Below are 19,065 nucleotides of genomic sequence, written 5' to 3' on the forward strand. Positions count from 1 at the left end.
CCATTCAGGCTGAGTTCACTATTTAACAGCTAACGATTGTGTGAAGCTGTCGCACTTTGCTCTAAATTAGCAAATATCGATGGTAGCCATCAAGGGACATCACCCAAAGGTGATGTCCGCAATATCCGCCTTTGATAGAGCGGTCTCGGGACAAGCAGAAGCTTCCGAAGCTGCCGCTCTATTTTATTGAATTCTACGCATTTCCTAATGTGAAATCGGCTCACGCTTTTGCTGGAAATGCTCTAAGGAGCTGCGACATGTCTATTCGTTCGAAGCGCTTGATGCTTCTTGCAACGGTCGTCTTACCGGCACTCACAGTGTCTATGATTACGCAGCCTGCGCGCGCGGAAACGCCTAATGCACTGATATTGCTTGCGCAAGATAGCAGCGACCAGCCATCTGACGATCAGGGCCTGCAACAACAGCAGGAAGAAGAGCTCAGACGCGCTCAAGAAGAGGCGCGCCGTGCAGCCGAAGAGCAGCAACGTGCGGCGGAGGAAGAAAGCCGCCGTCAGGCAGAGGAACAGCAAAGAGCCGCTCAGGAAGAAGCCGACCGTCAGGCGCAGGAGCAGCAGCGTGCCTCCGAGCAGGCTCAGCGCGAAGCCGCAGAGCAACAGCGGGCAGCTGAACAGCAGCGCTTGAACGAAGAGGAATTGCGCAAGCAGGCCGAACAGGCGCGTCAGCAGGCTGAAGAACAGCAGCGTGCCGCAGAAGAGGAAATGCGGCGCCGCGCTGATGAAGCGCAAGAGGCCGCACAGGAAGAAGCCAAAAAGCAAGCGCGCGAACAAGAAAAGGCCGTGGAAGAAGCAAAGCGTCAAGCTGCGGAACAGCTGGCCAATGAAGAACAGCAGAAGGCTATCGAGGAGCAGGCCCGCCAAAAGGCTGCTGAAGAAGCAGCAAAACAGGAGGCGGAGAAGCAGCGTTCTGTTGAAACACCGCCCGCACCTGTTGATACTCATGAGCCGGACGCGCCTGTTCGTGAACCAGAGACGAATCCCGAACCGCCCGCACAGTCAGCAGCGCCCGATGAGAACAATCAGGCAGCACCAGAGCAGCGAGCACCGGCGGAAGTGCCAGTGAAAACTCCGACCGAGCAACCAGTCGAACAGCCACGTGCGCAGCAGCAGGACCAACCAGCCGCCCCCACAGAGGCAATCGTTGATCCGCGCACCAATGCGGACAATCAGGAAATAGCCAAAGATCCCGCAAAGACCGACGACACTGTGGTTCTTCCGATCGAAAATGGTGCGGCGATCCTTGACAGCGACAAAGACGCTGACAATCGCGGTGGGCGTCAATCACGCGAGGAGCGCCGCAAACAGCGCGAACAGCAGCGTGCAGCAGAAGAAAACATTGTCCCACCCACAGATGATGCCGCCGCGCAGGTTGCAATTCCTGACGCTGTGAAGGCTGAATTGCCCAAAAGGATGGAAGCAAATCTCAGAGAAGAAGGCGTTCGTAAAGAACAAGCCCCCGTCTTTGCCGTGCCGGACACAACGAATATTATCAACAATACGGTTGTGAATAATACCGTAGTGAATAATACGACTGTCAATAATGTAAACAACATCAATAACAACGTGACGAATGTTAAAGTTATAGAGCAGGTAGACAATCGCGTCATTCTGGAAACTGGAGATCGTATCTTTGTACGTGGGGATGACCGCCCTCGCCTGCGTCGCGATGCCAAACGTTCCTATTATGACGAACTCCCCGGTGGACGCTTGCGCGAAACAATCGTGCGCCCTGACGGTTATGAAATCGTGACTGTTTATAATCGCTATGGCGATATTATTCAGCGATCCCGTATAGATGATGATGGCAATGAATATCTGATGATGTATGCGCCTGACTATGATGATGGGCCGCGCGCGGCAATTGTCGATGTGGGCTATGATCTGCCGCCGATGCGTCTGACTGTGCCGGTTCGTGATTATATCATCGATGTTGCCGACGATCCCGATCGGGACTTCTATAATTTCCTCGCAAGGCCGCCTGTGGAGCGCATCGAACGCGTCTATACAATTGACGAAGTCAGACACTCAGCGCGTCTACGCGATAAGGTGCGTCGTATCGATCTTGATACAATTCACTTTGCAACAGGCAGTGCGGAGATATCGCTGTCTCAGGCCAAAACCCTGCGCAAAGTTGCGGATGCAATGCATAAAGTGCTTCAGAAAGATCCCGGAGAAACCTTCTTCATTGAAGGTCACACAGACGCAGTCGGTTCGGATTTGTCCAACCTTATTCTCTCTGACAAGCGATCAGAATCGGTTGCGAGCCTGTTAACCGAAGTCTATGACATCCCGGCTGAAAACCTGGTAACGCAAGGCTATGGCGAACGCTTTCTGAAAATCCGCACGCAATCTGCGGAACAGGAAAATCGACGTGTTACGATCCGCCGGGTTACGCCGCTGATACGTCCTGTCGCCCAACGGTAATGAAACCCAAGCACAGGGTCAGGCATCCGCCCGGCCCTGTGCTTGGGATCGGATCCCTGCCGTCATAAAACTGAAGCCACGCGCGACGGCGTCGGATTCATATGTTCAACAACGATCAATTGATCAAACTCGCCGCGCTTAAAGGCGCGCAGAAAACGCTCGTAGTTCTTGAACACAACGCAGCCGTTGGAATCGCCATTTCGTCCCAGCATATAGGTATGCGCAAGAAGACCATCGCGATTATGTGGATTGCGGCCATCAACCGGCGTCAGGCGAATTGCTGCCACACCATGAAACAAGCTTTCGCGCATCCGCAAATTGTAAGTATGCGGTGGTGTTGCACCACGGTTTTTCTGTGTGACAGAACGCGGATTATCGCGCATCGGGCCAATGCCTGAATGCGCCTCCAGTTTTTCACCGTTCGGCAAATAGACGGTTGCGGCAGAAATATCATAAATCGCTGCATGCTTAGCTGTCGGTGATCGAAACAATCGTCTGAGAAGGCCCTCGTGCTTTGGCTCTTCGGTCTTTTCAGTCGCCGGTGCGTAGGCCAGTTTTGCAGCCTCTTGCTTGCGCGGCTGTGCAACAACTGGCTTACGCGACGGCAGCGGTACATCTTCAGGCACAAACAATTCAGGCGCTGCTTTAGCAGAAGCCTGCAATGGAACCCGATCAGGAGCAGTTTGAGGGACAACTGTCACCGCCGGGCTTGCTTCGGCTGCCGGAGTAAACGGCACGCGCTCAGCGCGAGGTTCGATTATGGGCGCTACTGCTGCCGGCTTTTCTTCAACGATACCTTCGGCGCCGATATCAGCAATAATATTGGCATCGTGATCCAGCTTGTTACGATGCCAATCGAGATTGGAATAAGGCATATTGGCAGTATAGGCTTCGATAAAACGTTGACGGATCACATGATCTATACCGATTTTGTGATTAACCACTCCAAGCTGTCGTGGCATGGCTTCGGGTAAACGTCGCATAACCGGGGCGAAAGGTACAAAAGCAGGCAAAACCGCTTCCATAACGCCGAATGCCCCTATCATGCAGCTGCCTGCAATCAGCCCGGCACAGGTAAATGTAACAAAACGCGCCAGTTTGCTGCGCTGCTGTGCAGTAAAGGGTTTCCAGATATTTATATTAAACTGAAATCTTGAATCAAATGTATCTGTAACCAGCGCCATTGTACTAAACCCGAATAAAATAAAATTTCGAGCCAGCCCTTTGCAACAAGAATTCGGCGAAAAAGCGAATAGGTTTGTTTCGAAGCGCTGACTGGAAAGCCATGCCCAGCATGAAGAATTATGGTAACTAAATTATTTACGCTCCGAATTTTAGCAGGAGATATAATGAAAATTTGCTCAACAATTATATCAAGCCGTGAGAAGATAATCAGCATGGACGGCGCTCGGGAACTCGTGCCCTTCAACACCCACTCGATTACGGCCTCGCTTTTTTACGCGCATCAAAGCTATGTCGGCGCGCTCGGCGGCTGCCCATAACGTCTCACGTTGGCGCAGCATTGCAATGCCGAAACTGCTGGTCGCCCGGCGCCCAGGAGGCAAAACCGAAAAAGGATAGCGCGCAATTTTGTTACAAAGCCTATTGCCGAACATTTCACATTGCTCCGGTGTACCTTTTACAAGCAATAGAAACTCCTCCCCGCCAATGCGAGCAACGATACTGCTGCCATCTGCGATGCTGCGTAGCAGGTTTGAAAACTCTATCAGCAATTGATCACCGGCGGCATGACCGAAGTCATCGTTAATTGCCTTGAAATGATCAATGTCAGCCATGATAATGGCATGATTTTGGTAATCCTCCGTGGCTAGCCACTTGTTTGCATATCGTTCGAGTCCGCGGCGGTTGAGGATACCGGTCATGGGATCTGCATCCCGCTCATGCTGCAATTCGTTGATGACATCAGAGGTTGCGACCACCAAAATCAGAAGACCTAACAATACCCCTGCGAAGGAAAGTCCGATCGTGGCGATCCCCCAATACCGCGACTCGACAAGCTGCTCAGGGCTTAAGACGTCATTGAGCATTCCAATTGTGAAAACACTGCGCAAAAAGAAATGGGCTGCGAAAACAATCAGCGCATCGTGAAAAATACGCTCAACCCAATCGCCTTTGCGCCATTCCCGAGACTTGAAACAAAGAATGGTCAGCAAAGAGCCCAAGCCAAAGTTGGCAGCTGTTGTCATGTCCCCGTAGGGCATGCCCGCATGCGTCATATAACCGATACTAATCAGCGTTATTGCGCAGATGAAGCTACCTGCAAATGGTGAAAACTGCTTCCCAAGCCGCAGCATGACCGCTTCGCAAAACATAAGACACGCAGCAAGATAAAACGCCGTTGCCACAAGGGCCGCAACCTCAAGGCGCGGAAAAACCTGCAATATCTGGACCAGCAACCCACATGTGAAAGTTGCAAAGCTCAATCCGAAAAACAGCATATGCCTGCGCTTCATATCCAGCATCCATACGCCGCATATCGTCGTTGCAAATAGCATGATCAGCAAAGGTGGGACGAACTTCACGTGTAATCCTGCAGGTTAAAAAACAGTTAAAAATTCAAATTCAATGTTACTTCGAACGACATACAATTTAGAAAGTCAAGGTAAGTTTTGTTGATTATAAGTAGATCTGAATTTAAGTTTCAGAGTATATTTTATAAGTGAAAACTAATAATTGATGATAAACAATCATATCGAACGGGCACATGATCATCGGGGTGTCTTTTATGGAATTTTTTATCCACAGATACAGTAAGTGATCATGTCTGCGGCGTAGCGATTTCTCAGCATCTATTCATCGGGATTGAAATTGACGCTTTGAATCTCGTCCGACATTTGTGCGGCCCTCTCGCCAACAGGTGCCCAGTGGAGCCAAGTCACCGGTATTACCTGTTACTAATTATATTGCGGGCTTGGTACAGAGTTAACAAAATGCCATTTTATTGCTTCACGCCTTGTCCATCCCAAAGGGCATAAGGATGCTGCCTTATTGCGGAGAAATGAAATGCGCCATCAGTTCGACCTCTTTACTCCTCCCGTTGTGGATGAGGAAAAACGGACAGCACGGCGCCCTGCCCGCGCCAGAACCGGAAAAATGACGGGTCCTGATGAAGCGGAAATGGTCAAACTTCTTAAAGACAGCGGGCGTTACCGCATATTACAGCGCCTTGATCCACCGCCGACCGTGCCAGATGCTGATAAGCTCGCTTTTCCAAGGCTTGGCGTTGTGGTCGATACGGAAACAACAGGGCTGAGTGCCGCGCAGGAAGAAATTATCGAAATTGGTGCAGTGGCCTTCCGCTATGCGGATGATGGATCAATTGGTGATGTCTGCGCAACTTTTAGCGCCTTGCAGGAGCCATCGAAGCCCATTCCGGCAGAAATAACCCGCATCACCGGCATTACGGATGAAATGGTTGCAGGACAGATTATTCCGCGCGCAAAGCTGGAAGCGCTGATCTCTCAAGCTGACATTATCATCGCGCACAATGCGGGCTTTGACCGGCCTTTTCTGGAGCGTTTTTCGCCGGTTTTCGAGAACAAGCCCTGGGCCTGTTCGGTCAAGGAAATCGATTGGACGGCGCGCGGGTTTGAAGGAACCAAGCTCGGCTATCTGATCGGCCAGAGCGGATATTTCCATAATGGTCACCGGGCCGAAGATGATTGTCAGGCGCTGCTTGCCGTTTTGAAGGAAAAATCGGGAAAGACCACTCCTTTTGCCGAATTGCTCAAATCAAGCCAGAAATCGCGGCTGCGAATTTATGCCGAAAACAGCCCTTTTGAAATGAAAGACAAACTGAAAGAGCGCCGCTATCGCTGGTCAGATGGCAGCGATGGACGTCCGAAATCCTGGTGGACGGAAATCGGGGAAGATGAACTCGAGGCCGAACTCGAATATTTGCGCACGGAGATTTACGCGTGGCGCGATGCCGATCCGCTGATCCAGAAGCTCACCGCAGTGGATCGTTATAAAGAACGTTCGCCACTCAGACCAAAATAAGAAAAAGGCCGCATGACGCGGCCATTTTCTATCCTGCAATGATGGGCCATGGCTTTTGCGCTGGTCGCATATCCTCATAAGCTTTTGCAAGCCGAAGCACGCCCAGATCATCAAAGCGCTGCCCGAAAATCTGCAATCCGATCGGCAATCCCTTCGACGTATAGCCGCAATTGATTGAAATTGCTGGCTGCTCCGACATATTCATCGCAACGGTAAATGCGATATGCTCGAACGGACGCTGCGGATCATTGACAGGAGAAGCCCATTCCGCCGGATAGGTCGGCATCGGTGAGGTTGGCGAAAGAATAAAATCGAAGTTTTTCGATGCGGCCAATGCTGCGTAGCGCATAGCATCAATCTGCGCAAAGCCCGTATAGACTTCTTCGCCGGTCAGCGATTTCGCAGTTTCCGTCCATTGATAAATATAAGGCAGGATTTTAGCGCGATTTTCCGGTGTCATTTTCGAGACATCTGCCCATGAGCGGGCACGCCAGAAGCGATCAAGACCGTCAATCATGGTGCGATTGAGGAAAGGCTCAACCGGCTCGATAATCGCTCCTGCATCCGCAAAAGCTTTGGCTGCGGCCTCAACGGCCAAACGGGTTTCCTCACCGGTTGTTTCGCCAAAACCGGCATCAAGCCAAAGTCCAATCTTTAGGCCCTTCACATCGATATTGAGGTCCATCCAGTCAATATCCTGATAAGGAAGGCTCATGGCATCGCGGCGATCGGGTCTCGAAAGCACCGACATGTAAAGCGCATTATCAGCAACAGTTCGCGTCATTGGCCCTGCAACGCGGCCAAGAAATGCCGGATCAATCGGAATACGTCCAAAAGACGGTTTTAGGCCAACCAGTCCACACCAGCCTGCTGGCAAACGAATGGAGCCGCCAATGTCGGTCCCGATGTGCAATGGGCCGTAACCTGCCGCCCCTGCACTGCCTGCACCGGCACTTGAACCACCCGGATTGGTAGTCAGATCCCATGGATTGCGTGCAAGTTTATGAAAGCTCGAAAGACCCGACGAGAGCATGCCAAGATCAGGCATGGTTGTTTTTGCCAAAAGCACACCACCGGACTCGCGGGTGCGTGCTGCGGGCGGGGCATCAACCGCAGCAGGCTTAAGCGGCAATGCCGCACAACCAAGCGGCACGGCTGTGCCTTGCGTGGCAATGTTTTCCTTGATCGTCAGCGGCACACCGTCAATCGGACCGGCAGGTGTCGCCTTCGCCCAACGCTCTTCTGAAGCTTTTGCCGATGCAAGTGCTGCATCAGGATCATAAGCCCAAAGCGCATTCAGCTTTGGCTCATAAGCTTCGATACGCTCAATAACGGCTTGCGTAACCTCAATGGGTGAAAGGGATTTGGCTTTATAAGCGGAGACGAGTTCGACGGCTGACAAATCGGCAAGTTCAGACATGGTGTTCCCTTATTTCATTCCGGCAATCTGAGTGTAGAATCAACGCGCCGTGCGCGTTTGCGGCGTCCTGCAAACGGCTTGGGCACAGCATCGACAAGCGCGCGCGTATAATCATGCTGCGGGTTGTCGAAGACTTCGTTCGTCGGTCCCTGTTCGACAATATTGCCGTGATAAATAACGGCCACGCGGTCGGTGATTGCGCGCACAACGCCAAGATCATGGCTGATAAACAGATAGCTGAGGCCAAATTTTTCCTGCAAATCCATCATCAGATTAAGAACCTGCGCCTGAATAGAAACATCAAGCGCCGAAACGGGTTCGTCAGCAACGATGAGCGCGGGTTTGGTAATCAATGCGCGAGCGATTGCGATACGCTGGCGTTGTCCGCCAGAAAACTCATGCGGATATTTTTCGGCGGAAGCTTTCGGCAGGCCAACGGCTTCCAGCACTTCCGCCACGCGCTCATCACGCTCTTTGCTACTTGTGCCGCGCTCCAGAGACACAATCGGCTCTGAAATAATGCGCCTGACCGTATGGCGCGGGTCAAGAGAGCCATAAGGGTCTTGAAAAATTGCCTGAAACCCTTTTCTCGCTTCGCGCAGGCTGGAACGATCAAGGGCGTAAATATCCTGACCATTGATCAGAATCTGGCCCGACTGGGGACGTTCCAATCCCATGACGGCACGTGCGAGCGTGGACTTTCCCGATCCACTTTCACCAACGATACCAAGGCTTTGTCCGGCTTCAATCTCGACATTCACACCATGCAGAACACGCAGTGATCCGGGTTTCGAAAGAAAGGATGGGCGCGGCAGCTGATATTCGCGCACGACATCGCGAACCTGCAAAATCATTTTTTTCATGCGATCACCTCGCCTTCGCATGGATGAAGACAGGCGGCACGATGGCTTGTTCCTTCGCTTTCACCAATAAGATCAAGCGGTGGAATGATTTGACGGCAGTCACCTTCGACAAAAGCACATCGATCCGCGAAGCTGCAATAAGGCGGCCGTGCCAGCGGGTCTGGCACAACGCCCGGAATTGCGGCAAGGCGCTGTCGCGGCTGTGAATGATCTCTCACAAGATTAGCCCCATGAGGAGAAGCTGCGAAAAGGCCCCGCGCATAAGGATGCGCCATGCGATGAAATACAGCGTCCGTTTGGCCGGTTTCGACAATGCGTCCTGCATACATGACGGCAATGCGGTCGGTCATTTCTGAAACCACACCAAGATCATGGGTGATCAGCATCAGGGCCGTTCCAGTTTCATTGATCAGATCATCCATCAGATCAAGGATTTGCGCCTGAACAGTCACATCGAGCGCTGTTGTTGGTTCGTCGGCGATCAGCAGATCAGGCTCGCAGGCAATCGCCATGGCAATCATCACGCGTTGGCGCTGGCCACCTGAAAGCTGATGCGGATAAAGATCAAGATTAAAGCGCGGTGCAGGCAAACCAACGCGGTCGAGAAGCTGGCGCGCTTTGCGCTCCGCGTCAGCTCGGCTTTCACCCAAATGCAGTCGACGTCCTTCTGCAATTTGTGCGCCGATGGATTTAACCGGATTGAGCGCGGTCATCGGCTCCTGAAAGATCATCGCCATGCGCCGTCCGCGCATTTTACAAAGCTGCGCTTCCGGCATATTCGCCAGATCCTGACCATTGAAACGCAATGTGCCACGCACACGCATTCGGTCAGGCAGCAGGCCCATGGCGGCAAGGGCTGTGATGGACTTGCCGCTGCCGGATTCTCCGACAATTCCAAGCCGTTCGCCGCGATTAAGCGTAAGCGTGATGTCCGACACGATGTCAGCCGTGCGCACGCCAAATGGCAATTCGACGGACATGTTGTCCATTTCAAGCAAAGGTGTGGTCATCTCTGCCTCCTCACGCGTGGGTCAAGCACGTCACGCAAACCATCACCCAGCATATTCAGACCCAGAACTGCGAAGGTGATCGCAAGGCCGGGGAAAATTGCGAGCCACGGCGCGTCATAGATAAATGTCTGCGCATCATTGAGCATCTTGCCCCAGCTTGGCATTGGAGGCTGCGTTCCAAGTCCAACATAAGACAGGCCGGCTTCGGCAACGATTGCGAGTGCGAACTGGATTGTCGCCTGCACAATCAACACATGGTTGATATTGGGCAGTACATGCAAAAGCGTGATCGATATATCGCCGCGCCCTGCGCAGCGCGCTGCCTGCACATATTCGCGTTTCCATAGGCCGAGCGATGCACCACGTGTGACACGGGCAAAGACCGGAATGTTAAAAATACCAATGGCAATCATTGCATTAACCGCACCGGGGCCAAAAATGGCCGTGATGATGACGGCGGTCAGCAATGCCGGAAATGCAAAGGCCAGATCGGTCATGCGCATCACAAAACCATCGATCATTCCGCCGCGCGCCGCAGCAAACGCTCCAAGTGGAATGCCAAGACCCGCGCCAACCAATACAGCAATAAGTGACACAGCGATGGAATTGCGCGCACCAACTATGATCATCGAAAAGACATCACGGCCAAAATTATCTGTGCCAAACAGATGCGTAAGGCTTGGCCCTTGCAATTTTTCGCGGAAATTCATGGCGGTTGGCGAATAGGGCGTCCAAAAATAGGACGCGACAGCCATTGCCACCAGAATAACTGTAATCAACGCGCCAATCATAAGGCTACGGCTTAAAAACAATGCCCGAAAGCGGTTTGGTTTGGCGGACACCTGAACATCACTCATCGGTTGCCTCCTGTCGAAAGGCGGGGATCAATGAAGCCATAGACCAGATCAACAATGAAATTGACGGCAATCACAGATGCGGCGAGCAGCGTTACCAGTGATTGCACGGTCACAAGATCGCGTTGTGCAATCGCCTGAAACACCAGACGCCCCAGGCCAGGGAGATTAAAAACATTCTCGATGATGATGGTTCCCGCCAGCAGGAATGAAAATTGCAGGCCGATGATGGTGACAACGGGGATCAGTGCATTGGGTACCGCATGCCGCCAGAGTGCCGCCTTGCGTGTCAGCCCTTTGGCGCGCGCGGTGCGTACAAAATCTTCGCCCAATGTTTCAATCACCGCCGAGCGTGTGACACGGGCAAGGATGGCGGCAAGCGGCAAAGCAAGAGCCAAAGCGGGCAAAAACAACGACCGAAGGCCGTTCAAGACCCCATCTTCCCAGCCAGCGAAACCCGAAGCCGGGAACCATCCAAGCTGCAAAGCAAACAAAAGGATGAGAAGCAGTCCGAGCCAAAAATTTGGAATAGCAACGCCAACCTGTGCCACGCCCATGGAAAGGACGTCGCCAGTCTTGCCGCGTTTTGATGCTGCATAAACGCCCACCGGAATGGCAACTGCCACCGAAAGCAACATGGAAAGCAAAGCCAGCGGCAGCGTGACCATAATGCGCGGGCCGAGCAATTCACTGATCGGCACTGAATAGGTGTAACTTGTGCCGAAATCACCTTTCAGAAAGCCACCGATCCACGAAAGATAGCGCCACCAGAGCGGCTGATCGAGACCCAGCTGCTGATGCAATGCAGCCAGTGTTTCCGGCTGCGCATTGATCCCGAGGATCACGGCTGCGGGATCTCCCGGCAAAACCTGCATTAGCAAAAAGACGATGACGGAAGCCGCAAGCGTCGTAAGTAAGAGCGATACGAACCGCCCGGATATATAAGCCAGCAATGCGACCTCCTTGGAAAGCAGGATTTCCCACTTTCCACATTCCAATCTGCCAAGCGCCTTCCCCTTGTTTTTATGGAGCGCATAGCCATTCTTCGTGTCAGTATTCGCCCCTTTGCATTACGCATCGGGGCGAAACCATTTTAGTTTTCCCAGTATGCCTGTGTGAGATCGTTCGCTGGGATCGGCATATTCTTCCACACACCCTTCACGTTCTTGTTCCACACACCAATTTTTGGCAGCGCATAAAGGAAGATATTCGGCTCATCGGCGGCAAGCTTTTCCTGTAGCTTCTTGACGATTTCGAGTTGTTCTTCATCACTGCCAGCTTCGGCATAGGCTTTGTAGAGCGCCTTATATTCCGGGCTGTTATAGTTGAAGTAGTACTTATCACGCGCATAGATATCGAGATCGCGCGGTTCGGTATGCGCGATGATCGTCGCATCAAAATCCGAACGCTTGAACACCTGATCAAGCCACTGCGCAAATTCCATTGGCACCAGATTGGCCTGAATACCGACTTCTGCCAGCATCGCGGCAATGATCTCGCCGCCACGACGCGCATAGGCCGGTGGTGGGAGCGTGATGGTGATTGACGTGCCAGCCGGAATACCGGCCTCTTCCAGCAACTGTTTTGCTTTCGCCGGATCATAAGGATAGGTTTCCGACAAATCGACATAGCCCGGATCGACCGGCGCGTAATGTGATCCGATTGGCGTACCAAACCCGGCGTAAGTGCCTTCAATCAGGCCCTTGCTGTCGATAGCGTGGGCCAGTGCCTGACGAACTTTTACATTGTCGAAAGGTGCTTTTGCATTGTTAAGCGACAGCAGAACCTTGCCTGCCGTATCACCAACTTCAACATGCAGCTTGTCATCACTCTCAAAACGGCTGATCAGCTCCGGTGCCTGAAACATCGGGAACAGATCAATGTCACCAGCAAGAATGGCAGCTGCGGCAGCCGATGGATCACTGATGAAACGGAAAGTGACGGCTGAGAGCTTTGCAGGCTCGCCCCAATAATCGGGATTGCGTTCAAGCTCTACGCGATCGCCCTGTACCCAGCGCTTGAACTTGAACGGACCCGTGCCAACCGGCTTGGTCTTGTTGTCAGGTGCAGAATTAGGCGCAATCATTACTGCATCGCCCCACCCCATATTGAACAAAAAGTTCGAACTTGGGCGTTTGAGGGTGACAACAGCCGTCGCAGGATCAGGACATTGTGTGCTTGCGATCGGCTCAAAAAGGCCCTTCTGCGCATTGGTGGAATCTGGGGCGACTGCACGCTCATAGGAGAACTTTACCACCGCGCAATCAAACGGCGTGCCATCGTGAAACTTCACGCCTTCGCGCAGCTTGAATGTATAGGTTTTCTTGTCGTCGGACACCGTCCAGCTTTCCGCGAGAAGCGGTTTGACGGTGCCATCTTCAACAATACGCACCAAACCTTCATAAAGATTGGCATAGGTAACCTGTCTGATACCAGCTGCAGCATTTGCCGTCGGATCAAGGCCCGGCGGCTCCAGCACTTCGCCAACCACCAGTGTGTCTTTTGCAAAAGCACCGTTGATCGATGCCAGCATCGTGGCTGTTATCAGCCCGGCTTTCAGCAGCTTACCCATGACTCCCCTTTTCCTATAATTATTTAAATCGAACGCCCGCCATCCACGTCGAGCGCAACCCCTGTAATCATAGAGGCTTGAGGCGAGCAAAGGAAAGCCGCAGCTTCAGCCAAATCATCAGGTTTCAAAAGCCGGCCCATCGGAATGGAATCGCGAAATTTTTTGCGGATTTCTTCGCTGTCTTCGCCCATAAATGTGGTCAGAAGCGGTGTTTCACCCGCAACCGGATTGAGCGCGACAACACGAATTTTTGCCGGTGCAAGTTCGATTGCAAGCGCTTTGGTTACAGAAACAACCCAGCCTTTGGTGGCATTATACCAGGCGAGATTCGGCCGCGGACGCCCCGCGCCTGTCGAGGCAACATTGAGGATGACCCCCTCCCCATTGGCCTTGAAATGCGGAATCAGCCTGCGCGTCATAAGGTAAACGCCACGCACATTGACGCCCAGAATGCGATCAAACTCATCGGGCTCAACCAGTTCAGCACTTTGCGGCTTATGTCCGATACCGGCATTGTTGATCAGAATATCAACTTTGCCGAATTTCGAAATTGCAGCCTCGACAGCTGCATCCACATCCGCTTCGCTCGAAATATCGGCGGCGACAGCGAGTGCTGCATCACCGATTTCTCCCGCTACACGTTCGGCTCCCACTTTATCTCGGTCGACGATAACGACCTTCGCGCCGCCTGCAACAAAGCGCTTTGCCATGCCTTCGCCAAATCCCGAACCTGCTCCTGTAATGAGCGCGACCTTACCTTCAAGCGACACTGTCATTCTCCAAAATGCAATTTCCTGCGCATTTTCAGACGGGAAACCGGTTCCCATTGTTCCTGAAACTGCGATATTTATCCGTGATACACGGAGATCGTTTTCAGCGAGGCAAAGCCGTAAAGTGCCTCAAAGCCCTTTTCGCGGCCATGACCGGACTTTTTCACACCACCAAATGGCAGTTCAATGCCACCGCCGGCTCCGTAATTGTTGATGAACACCTGACCGGAATGAATAGCGTGTGCAAGGCGGAACTGACGACTGCCATCATTGCTCCAAATACCGCAAACAAGCCCATAGTGCGTGCCATTGGCAATCGCGATGGCTTCTTCTTCGGTATCAAAAGGTAGAATAACCTGCACCGGACCGAAAATTTCTTCCTGTGCCAAACGGTGATCAGCGGGCACATCCCGGATCAATGTCGGAAGCACATAGGCTCCACCTTCCGGCGCATCTGCGACCATCTCACCCTGAGCAGCAATGGACAGACCATCCTGCTTTGCAAGCGCAAGATAGCTCTCGACAATTGCCTTCTGACGCTGCGACACAACTGGGCCAACAGAGGGATCAGTGCTGGCCGGTCCAACTGTCAAAGCACGATAGCGTTCACTCATTCGGGCAATGACGTCTTCGTAAATGCTGCGTTCGACCAAAATACGTGATGAAGCAGAACAGGTCTGACCCGCATTCTGAATGCCGGCATTGACGAGAAACGGAACGGCGCGATCAAGGTCCGCATCGGCAAAGACGATCTGTGGCGACTTGCCGCCAAGTTCCAACGTTACGGGCACCGTGTTTTTCGCAGCAGCCGCCTGTACAGCCTCACCAGTTCGGACAGATCCGGTAAAGGAGATGTGGTTGATGTCGGGATGTTCGGACAGGGCCGCGCCCGCTTCCGCACCAAGCCCGGTTACAATATTCAATGCGCCTGTTGGCAGACCGGCTTTTTCAGCAATTTTCGCAAACTCAAGAATGGTCAGACAAGCCTCTTCGGCTGGCTTCACCACTGCCGCATTGCCCATGGCCAGCGCTGCACCAAGGCTGCGGCCAAGAATCTGCATCGGATAATTCCAAGGAATGATGTGACCAGTCACACCATGTGGCTCATAGATGCTCAGAACCGTAAAGCCATTTTGGTAAGGCAGTGTGTCACCATGAACCTTGTCGGCGGAAGCGCCGTAAAATTCCAGATAGCGCGCCAGTGCCACCACGTCGGCGCGTGCCTGCGTCACCGGCTTGCCAACGTCTTTTGATTCCAGATCAGTCAGGAGATCGATGTTTTTTAGTACTTCCTCGGAAATGCGATGCAGAACCCGGCCGCGTTCCGTTGCCGTAAGCTTACCCCAATCACCCGAAAGTGCTGAACGCGCAGAAGCGACAGCCAGATCAATATCAGCTTTTGTACCACGTGCAATCAGCGCCAGATCGCTGCCGTCAGAGGGGTTTTTAAGGGTAATAAGCTCGCCACCGACAGCGTCCTGCCATTGACCTGCAATGAAATTGCCATAGCGCAGAAGACCTGCTCCGCCGGTTGTGTTTTCATGTTTCATTTTCATTCTCCCGCAGAGGTCTTTCAGCCTCCAGTCTCGCCGTGGTTGCGCGAATATGTGCCCGCGCCAGCTTTTCGGCTTCTTCGCCATTACGTGCGGCAATGGCTTCAACAATTGCGCCATGTTCGCGGATCGCCTCACGTGCCCTGTCAGCCGAGAGTGAAAAAGACGGCGCAAACACCTGGGATGTCATTCGAAGAAGTGGAACAAAGGGAATGAGTGAGTCATTGCCCGCTGCATTCATAATCGCCATATGGAAATCAACGTTGGACTGCGTGTAAGCTTTCGGGTCCCATGGATCGACGACAGCGCCCTGCCCCGCAACAAGCGCGCGCAGGGCCGCAATATCCGCATCCGTCGCCCGTTCAGCCGCAAAACGGGCAGTAACACCATCAAGCACTTCACGCACGGCATAAGCATCAATGAGGCGTGTGAGATCAGCCGAAGCCACACGTACACCCCGTCCCGGCAAATGAATGACCAGGCCGTCGCGCTCAAGAACACGCAAAGCTTCGCGCAGCGGTGTACGGCTGATGCCAAATTCAGCAGCCATATGCTCCTGACGAAGAATCGCACCCGGTGCATAAACGCCCGCATAGATTCGCTCGCGAAGTGCTTCAGCCACTTCGTCCAGCAAACGGGTCTGACTGCGCCACTCAAAAACTGCCAAAGAAAAGCCTCCCAACTTTTGGACACAATATCCTGGATACAAAATCAGTCAATGCAAAAACGGCGCGTCCCCTGACAGGCTTTCAGCGGATTAGAAAATGAGAATTGGCAATTACTGGCTAAAGCGCTTCCTATTTTGACTGAGCAATTGAAAATGCTCTATCTGTTTGTTTTCACGCATTATACCAAGCAAAACAGCTGGGGATTTTTGCTACAACGGCTCCAGTGATGTCTCTGAATTTTATGGCCAACCGCCTGATTTCCTCAGAACCGTTTTCCATATGCTGGATCACAATTTCCAACAGATCAACATGCGGCAAGCCAGCACGCGCAGACACGATTCGATAAGAACGATGTGCCACGCGGATTAACAGCAGGCTGTCGGCCAGTCCTCCAAATCGACACTTTGATCGCTTGCAAGGCTAGAACTGGTGAAATCAACGCGCATAGCCAGCCCCACATGCCAGAAGTGCCGCAGCCAACGGTCTGCTGGGAACTGCCACCCACTTAGGACAATCGCTTTTGAAGCTTTGTGAATAACTTCGTCGAAACGTAAAATTCCCTGTTGCAATCCGCAAATCATTAGTCCATATAGCGCCTGCCTAACGGAAACGACTTCTCTCAGAGAAGACTGGCGCGAGCGGGTGTAGCTCAGGGGTAGAGCACAACCTTGCCAAGGTTGGGGTCGAGGGTTCGAATCCCTTCGCCCGCTCCAGTTTTTTTGTAGGTTTCTTATTTAAATTATTGATTCTATTAGATAATCTTCGATTCGAAGTTCCACTTGTTGTAAATTAGAAGCAACAATTGAAAAAGTTTCTCCTGATACTCCGCATCTATACGAGCTCAACGGTGTCTATGTTGATCGATGCGCAGTTTCCCCACCTATGTGCGAAAAGCCACGGATAATCGCTGAGAATCAAACTCTCTCTTTAAACACGTTCAAAATGCGAAGCGTCTCGTCTTACGGTGAGGGTGATATCGCGGCTAAACAGCGAATAAAGCTGCTACAGAACGGCATTTCAACAAAAGAGTCAGTCCCGTTCGAAACTTATGCAGCCCAAGCGGCTTCGCGAGGTGAGCGCGAGAAGCGGTTGGTTGCTGATATGGTCGGCGGCGAAAGACCAGTTGTCGATCCGCCGCCGTTCCATATCGCGCGTTCCTCGGACGGATCAAAGATCCGTATCGCGCACTGGATTTAGTGAGTTCGTTACTTAAACCGTAACAAACTGGGCCATCATGCCGACGTCTTCATGCTCCAGCACATGGCAATGGAACATAAACGGGTGATCGCGCGTCGCTTCACGATCAAAATGCACAAGAACTTCTGCCTTGCCGTTAATCAGCGCCGTGTCTTTCCACCCGGATTGATGCTGTGGCGGCGCCTCATCATTCAATGTAAGGATGCGGAACGATGCTCCATGAATATGAAATGGATGCGCCATTTCTTTCGTCGTTAACTCCCATATCTCCCACGATCCAAGCTTAACCTCCGCATCGATACGGTTCATGTCGAAAGGCTTCTTCGCAATCGCCATCTGAACGCCAGATGTTAAAGCGTGCAACGCAGGCCCGGCATCAGCATTGCTTCGCCCGCTATGCATATCATGATCACTCATGGTTGCCATATTGGGGGGTGCCATGTTGTGACCAGAATGGGGATCGCTCGACATGCCGCCCATCATAAGCTTCATGTTCTCGGCCATACGCTCATCGAAGAAATATGCCCGTCTGCGAACAGAAAGCTGTTCATCCGGCTGTTCCGGCCCATCAAGCTTTGCCGGTAAGGTTTTGATTGCACCTTCGATTTTGTCATCGATGATGAACTGCATCAAAGGCTGGTCATCGCCATCACTGTCATCACTGGCTGTCAGCAGATCGATTATATCTTTCGATTTGGAAAAATCGACCAGCACCTCATAACGCTCGCCCGGACTGATTGTCAGGCGCTTGACCGGATCGGGCGCCGTTATATAGCCTCCGTCCGACGCGATGACTTGTAACGGTTGGTCATCGCTAAGACGAATGTGAAAATTGCGCGCATTGGCACCGTTCAGAATACGCAATCGAACGACTGAGGCGGGAACGCGCGCTTGCGGCGCAATAACGCCATTGACAATGAGCTTGTCGCCGCGAAAACCATGCATCAGGTCCATAATGTCGGGCTGGTAAACCTTATCGCCATCGATAACCCTGCGGTCCTGCAAAACGAGCGGTATGTCATCAACGCCATAGGTTTCAGGCAAACCACGCTCACCATCCTTGCCATCGCTGACGATCATCAACCCGGCAATGCCCATATGTGCCTGTCGCGCAGTGTCACCATGCAGATGCGGATGAAACCAATTGAACGAAGCGGGCTGGTTGACCGTAATTTTCGGCTCCCAGCGAGTGCCTGCGGCAATGACGTTATGCGGCCCACCATCAAGAGCTGATGGAACGAAAAGACCATGCCAATGAAGCGTTGTGCCTTCATCCATACCGTTCTCGACTGAAAGCGTGACAGCTTCCCCGTTTTTAAGGCGAACGACCGGCCCAAGATAGGTGCCATTTATTCCGGCAGATGCTGCATCGCTGCCTTGCGTGAAAGCATGGCGGCCCTTCTGGACAGTCAGCTTCACCACACCGGCTGCATCGGGTTCAATTAAAGTCGGAATAGGCAAAGTCTGCACTGTTGCCTGTGTGCTGGCTGCACCGTGCTGCATGTGATGCTGATGGGTGCCTTGCGCAAACGTCTCAAAAGGCCGGACGATGGATAAGGCAGCAGCACTTACTCCAAGCGTCAAAAGACGACGGCGAGTCATATTATTCATAATCATTCTCCAGATAAATCTCTATCAATGCGCATCGAAAACTTCACGATGCGCTCATTGCTGCCGAAAAACCGACAGCATTTCAA

At 52.5% G+C, this 19,065-nt stretch carries 14 protein-coding genes and 1 tRNA gene; 3 read left to right on the forward strand and 12 right to left on the reverse strand.

Annotated features, from left to right (window positions below; translation table 11 throughout):
* The first annotated feature begins 257 nt into the window (after positions 1 to 257).
* The gene (locus OPR82_RS08490; protein WP_265984270.1) at positions 258 to 2,441 is read left to right on the forward strand and encodes an OmpA family protein; all 2,184 of its coding nucleotides are present in this window, start codon (positions 258 to 260) and stop codon (positions 2,439 to 2,441) included.
* A gap of 62 nt (positions 2,442 to 2,503) precedes the next feature.
* Here OPR82_RS08490 and OPR82_RS08495 read toward each other — a convergent pair whose 3' ends face one another.
* Positions 2,504 to 3,625, reverse strand: coding sequence for a DUF2778 domain-containing protein (locus tag OPR82_RS08495; RefSeq protein WP_265984271.1), 1,122 nt, complete (start codon positions 3,623 to 3,625; stop codon positions 2,504 to 2,506).
* A gap of 189 nt (positions 3,626 to 3,814) precedes the next feature.
* Complete coding sequence (locus OPR82_RS08500; protein WP_265984273.1) at positions 3,815 to 4,984, reverse strand: GGDEF domain-containing protein; 1,170 nt, start codon at positions 4,982 to 4,984, stop codon at positions 3,815 to 3,817.
* 481 nt (positions 4,985 to 5,465) lie between these two features.
* Here OPR82_RS08500 and OPR82_RS08505 point away from each other — a divergent pair, with 481 nt between their 5' ends.
* On the forward strand, positions 5,466 to 6,461 hold the full coding sequence (locus OPR82_RS08505) for a 3'-5' exonuclease (RefSeq protein ID WP_265984275.1): 996 nt from the start codon (positions 5,466 to 5,468) through the stop codon (positions 6,459 to 6,461).
* Between the two features lie 28 nt (positions 6,462 to 6,489).
* Here OPR82_RS08505 and OPR82_RS08510 read toward each other — a convergent pair whose 3' ends face one another.
* The 9 genes from OPR82_RS08510 to OPR82_RS08550 form a co-directional block, all read right to left on the reverse strand.
* A complete protein-coding gene (locus OPR82_RS08510; protein WP_265984277.1) occupies positions 6,490 to 7,881 on the reverse strand; it encodes an amidase in 1,392 nt (463 codons plus the stop codon).
* 14 nt (positions 7,882 to 7,895) lie between these two features.
* A complete protein-coding gene (locus tag OPR82_RS08515; protein WP_265984278.1) occupies positions 7,896 to 8,744 on the reverse strand; it encodes an ATP-binding cassette domain-containing protein in 849 nt (282 codons plus the stop codon).
* On the reverse strand, positions 8,741 to 9,754 hold the full coding sequence (locus tag OPR82_RS08520) for an ABC transporter ATP-binding protein (RefSeq protein ID WP_265984279.1): 1,014 nt from the start codon (positions 9,752 to 9,754) through the stop codon (positions 8,741 to 8,743). Before OPR82_RS08520 ends, OPR82_RS08515 begins: the two co-directional genes overlap by 4 nt.
* Positions 9,751 to 10,611, reverse strand: a complete 861-nt coding sequence (locus OPR82_RS08525; RefSeq protein WP_265984280.1) for an ABC transporter permease — start codon at positions 10,609 to 10,611, stop codon at positions 9,751 to 9,753. The genes OPR82_RS08520 and OPR82_RS08525 overlap by 4 nt, the downstream gene beginning before the upstream one ends.
* Positions 10,608 to 11,561 carry an ABC transporter permease gene (locus OPR82_RS08530; protein WP_265984281.1) on the reverse strand — a complete coding sequence of 318 codons (954 nt, stop codon included), beginning with the start codon at positions 11,559 to 11,561 and terminating at the stop codon, positions 10,608 to 10,610. The genes OPR82_RS08525 and OPR82_RS08530 overlap by 4 nt, the downstream gene beginning before the upstream one ends.
* Positions 11,562 to 11,701: 140 nt before the next feature.
* Complete coding sequence (locus OPR82_RS08535) at positions 11,702 to 13,180, reverse strand: ABC transporter substrate-binding protein (protein ID WP_265984282.1); 1,479 nt, start codon at positions 13,178 to 13,180, stop codon at positions 11,702 to 11,704.
* Positions 13,181 to 13,203: 23 nt separating this feature from the next.
* Positions 13,204 to 13,950 carry a glucose 1-dehydrogenase gene (locus OPR82_RS08540; protein WP_265984284.1) on the reverse strand — a complete coding sequence of 249 codons (747 nt, stop codon included), beginning with the start codon at positions 13,948 to 13,950 and terminating at the stop codon, positions 13,204 to 13,206.
* A 77-nt stretch (positions 13,951 to 14,027) separates the two neighbouring features.
* Positions 14,028 to 15,500, reverse strand: coding sequence for an aldehyde dehydrogenase family protein (locus OPR82_RS08545; protein ID WP_265984286.1), 1,473 nt, complete (start codon positions 15,498 to 15,500; stop codon positions 14,028 to 14,030).
* Positions 15,490 to 16,170: a GntR family transcriptional regulator gene (locus tag OPR82_RS08550; RefSeq protein ID WP_265984288.1), complete on the reverse strand. Its 681-nt coding sequence runs from the start codon at positions 16,168 to 16,170 to the stop codon at positions 15,490 to 15,492. Before OPR82_RS08550 ends, OPR82_RS08545 begins: the two co-directional genes overlap by 11 nt.
* A gap of 639 nt (positions 16,171 to 16,809) precedes the next feature.
* On the opposite strand from OPR82_RS08550, the gene OPR82_RS08555 reads away from it, so the two are divergent.
* Positions 16,810 to 16,884, forward strand: a tRNA-Gly gene (locus OPR82_RS08555).
* A gap of 496 nt (positions 16,885 to 17,380) precedes the next feature.
* Here OPR82_RS08555 and cueO read toward each other — a convergent pair.
* Positions 17,381 to 18,979 (reverse strand): multicopper oxidase CueO, encoded by a 1,599-nt coding sequence (cueO, locus tag OPR82_RS08560; RefSeq protein WP_265984290.1) that lies wholly within the window; start codon positions 18,977 to 18,979, stop codon positions 17,381 to 17,383.
* Positions 18,980 to 19,065: the final 86 nt, after the last annotated feature.

It is taken from the genome of Ochrobactrum chromiisoli, assembly GCF_026241335.1.
GTDB classification, from domain to species: Bacteria; Pseudomonadota; Alphaproteobacteria; order Rhizobiales; family Rhizobiaceae; genus Brucella; species Brucella chromiisoli.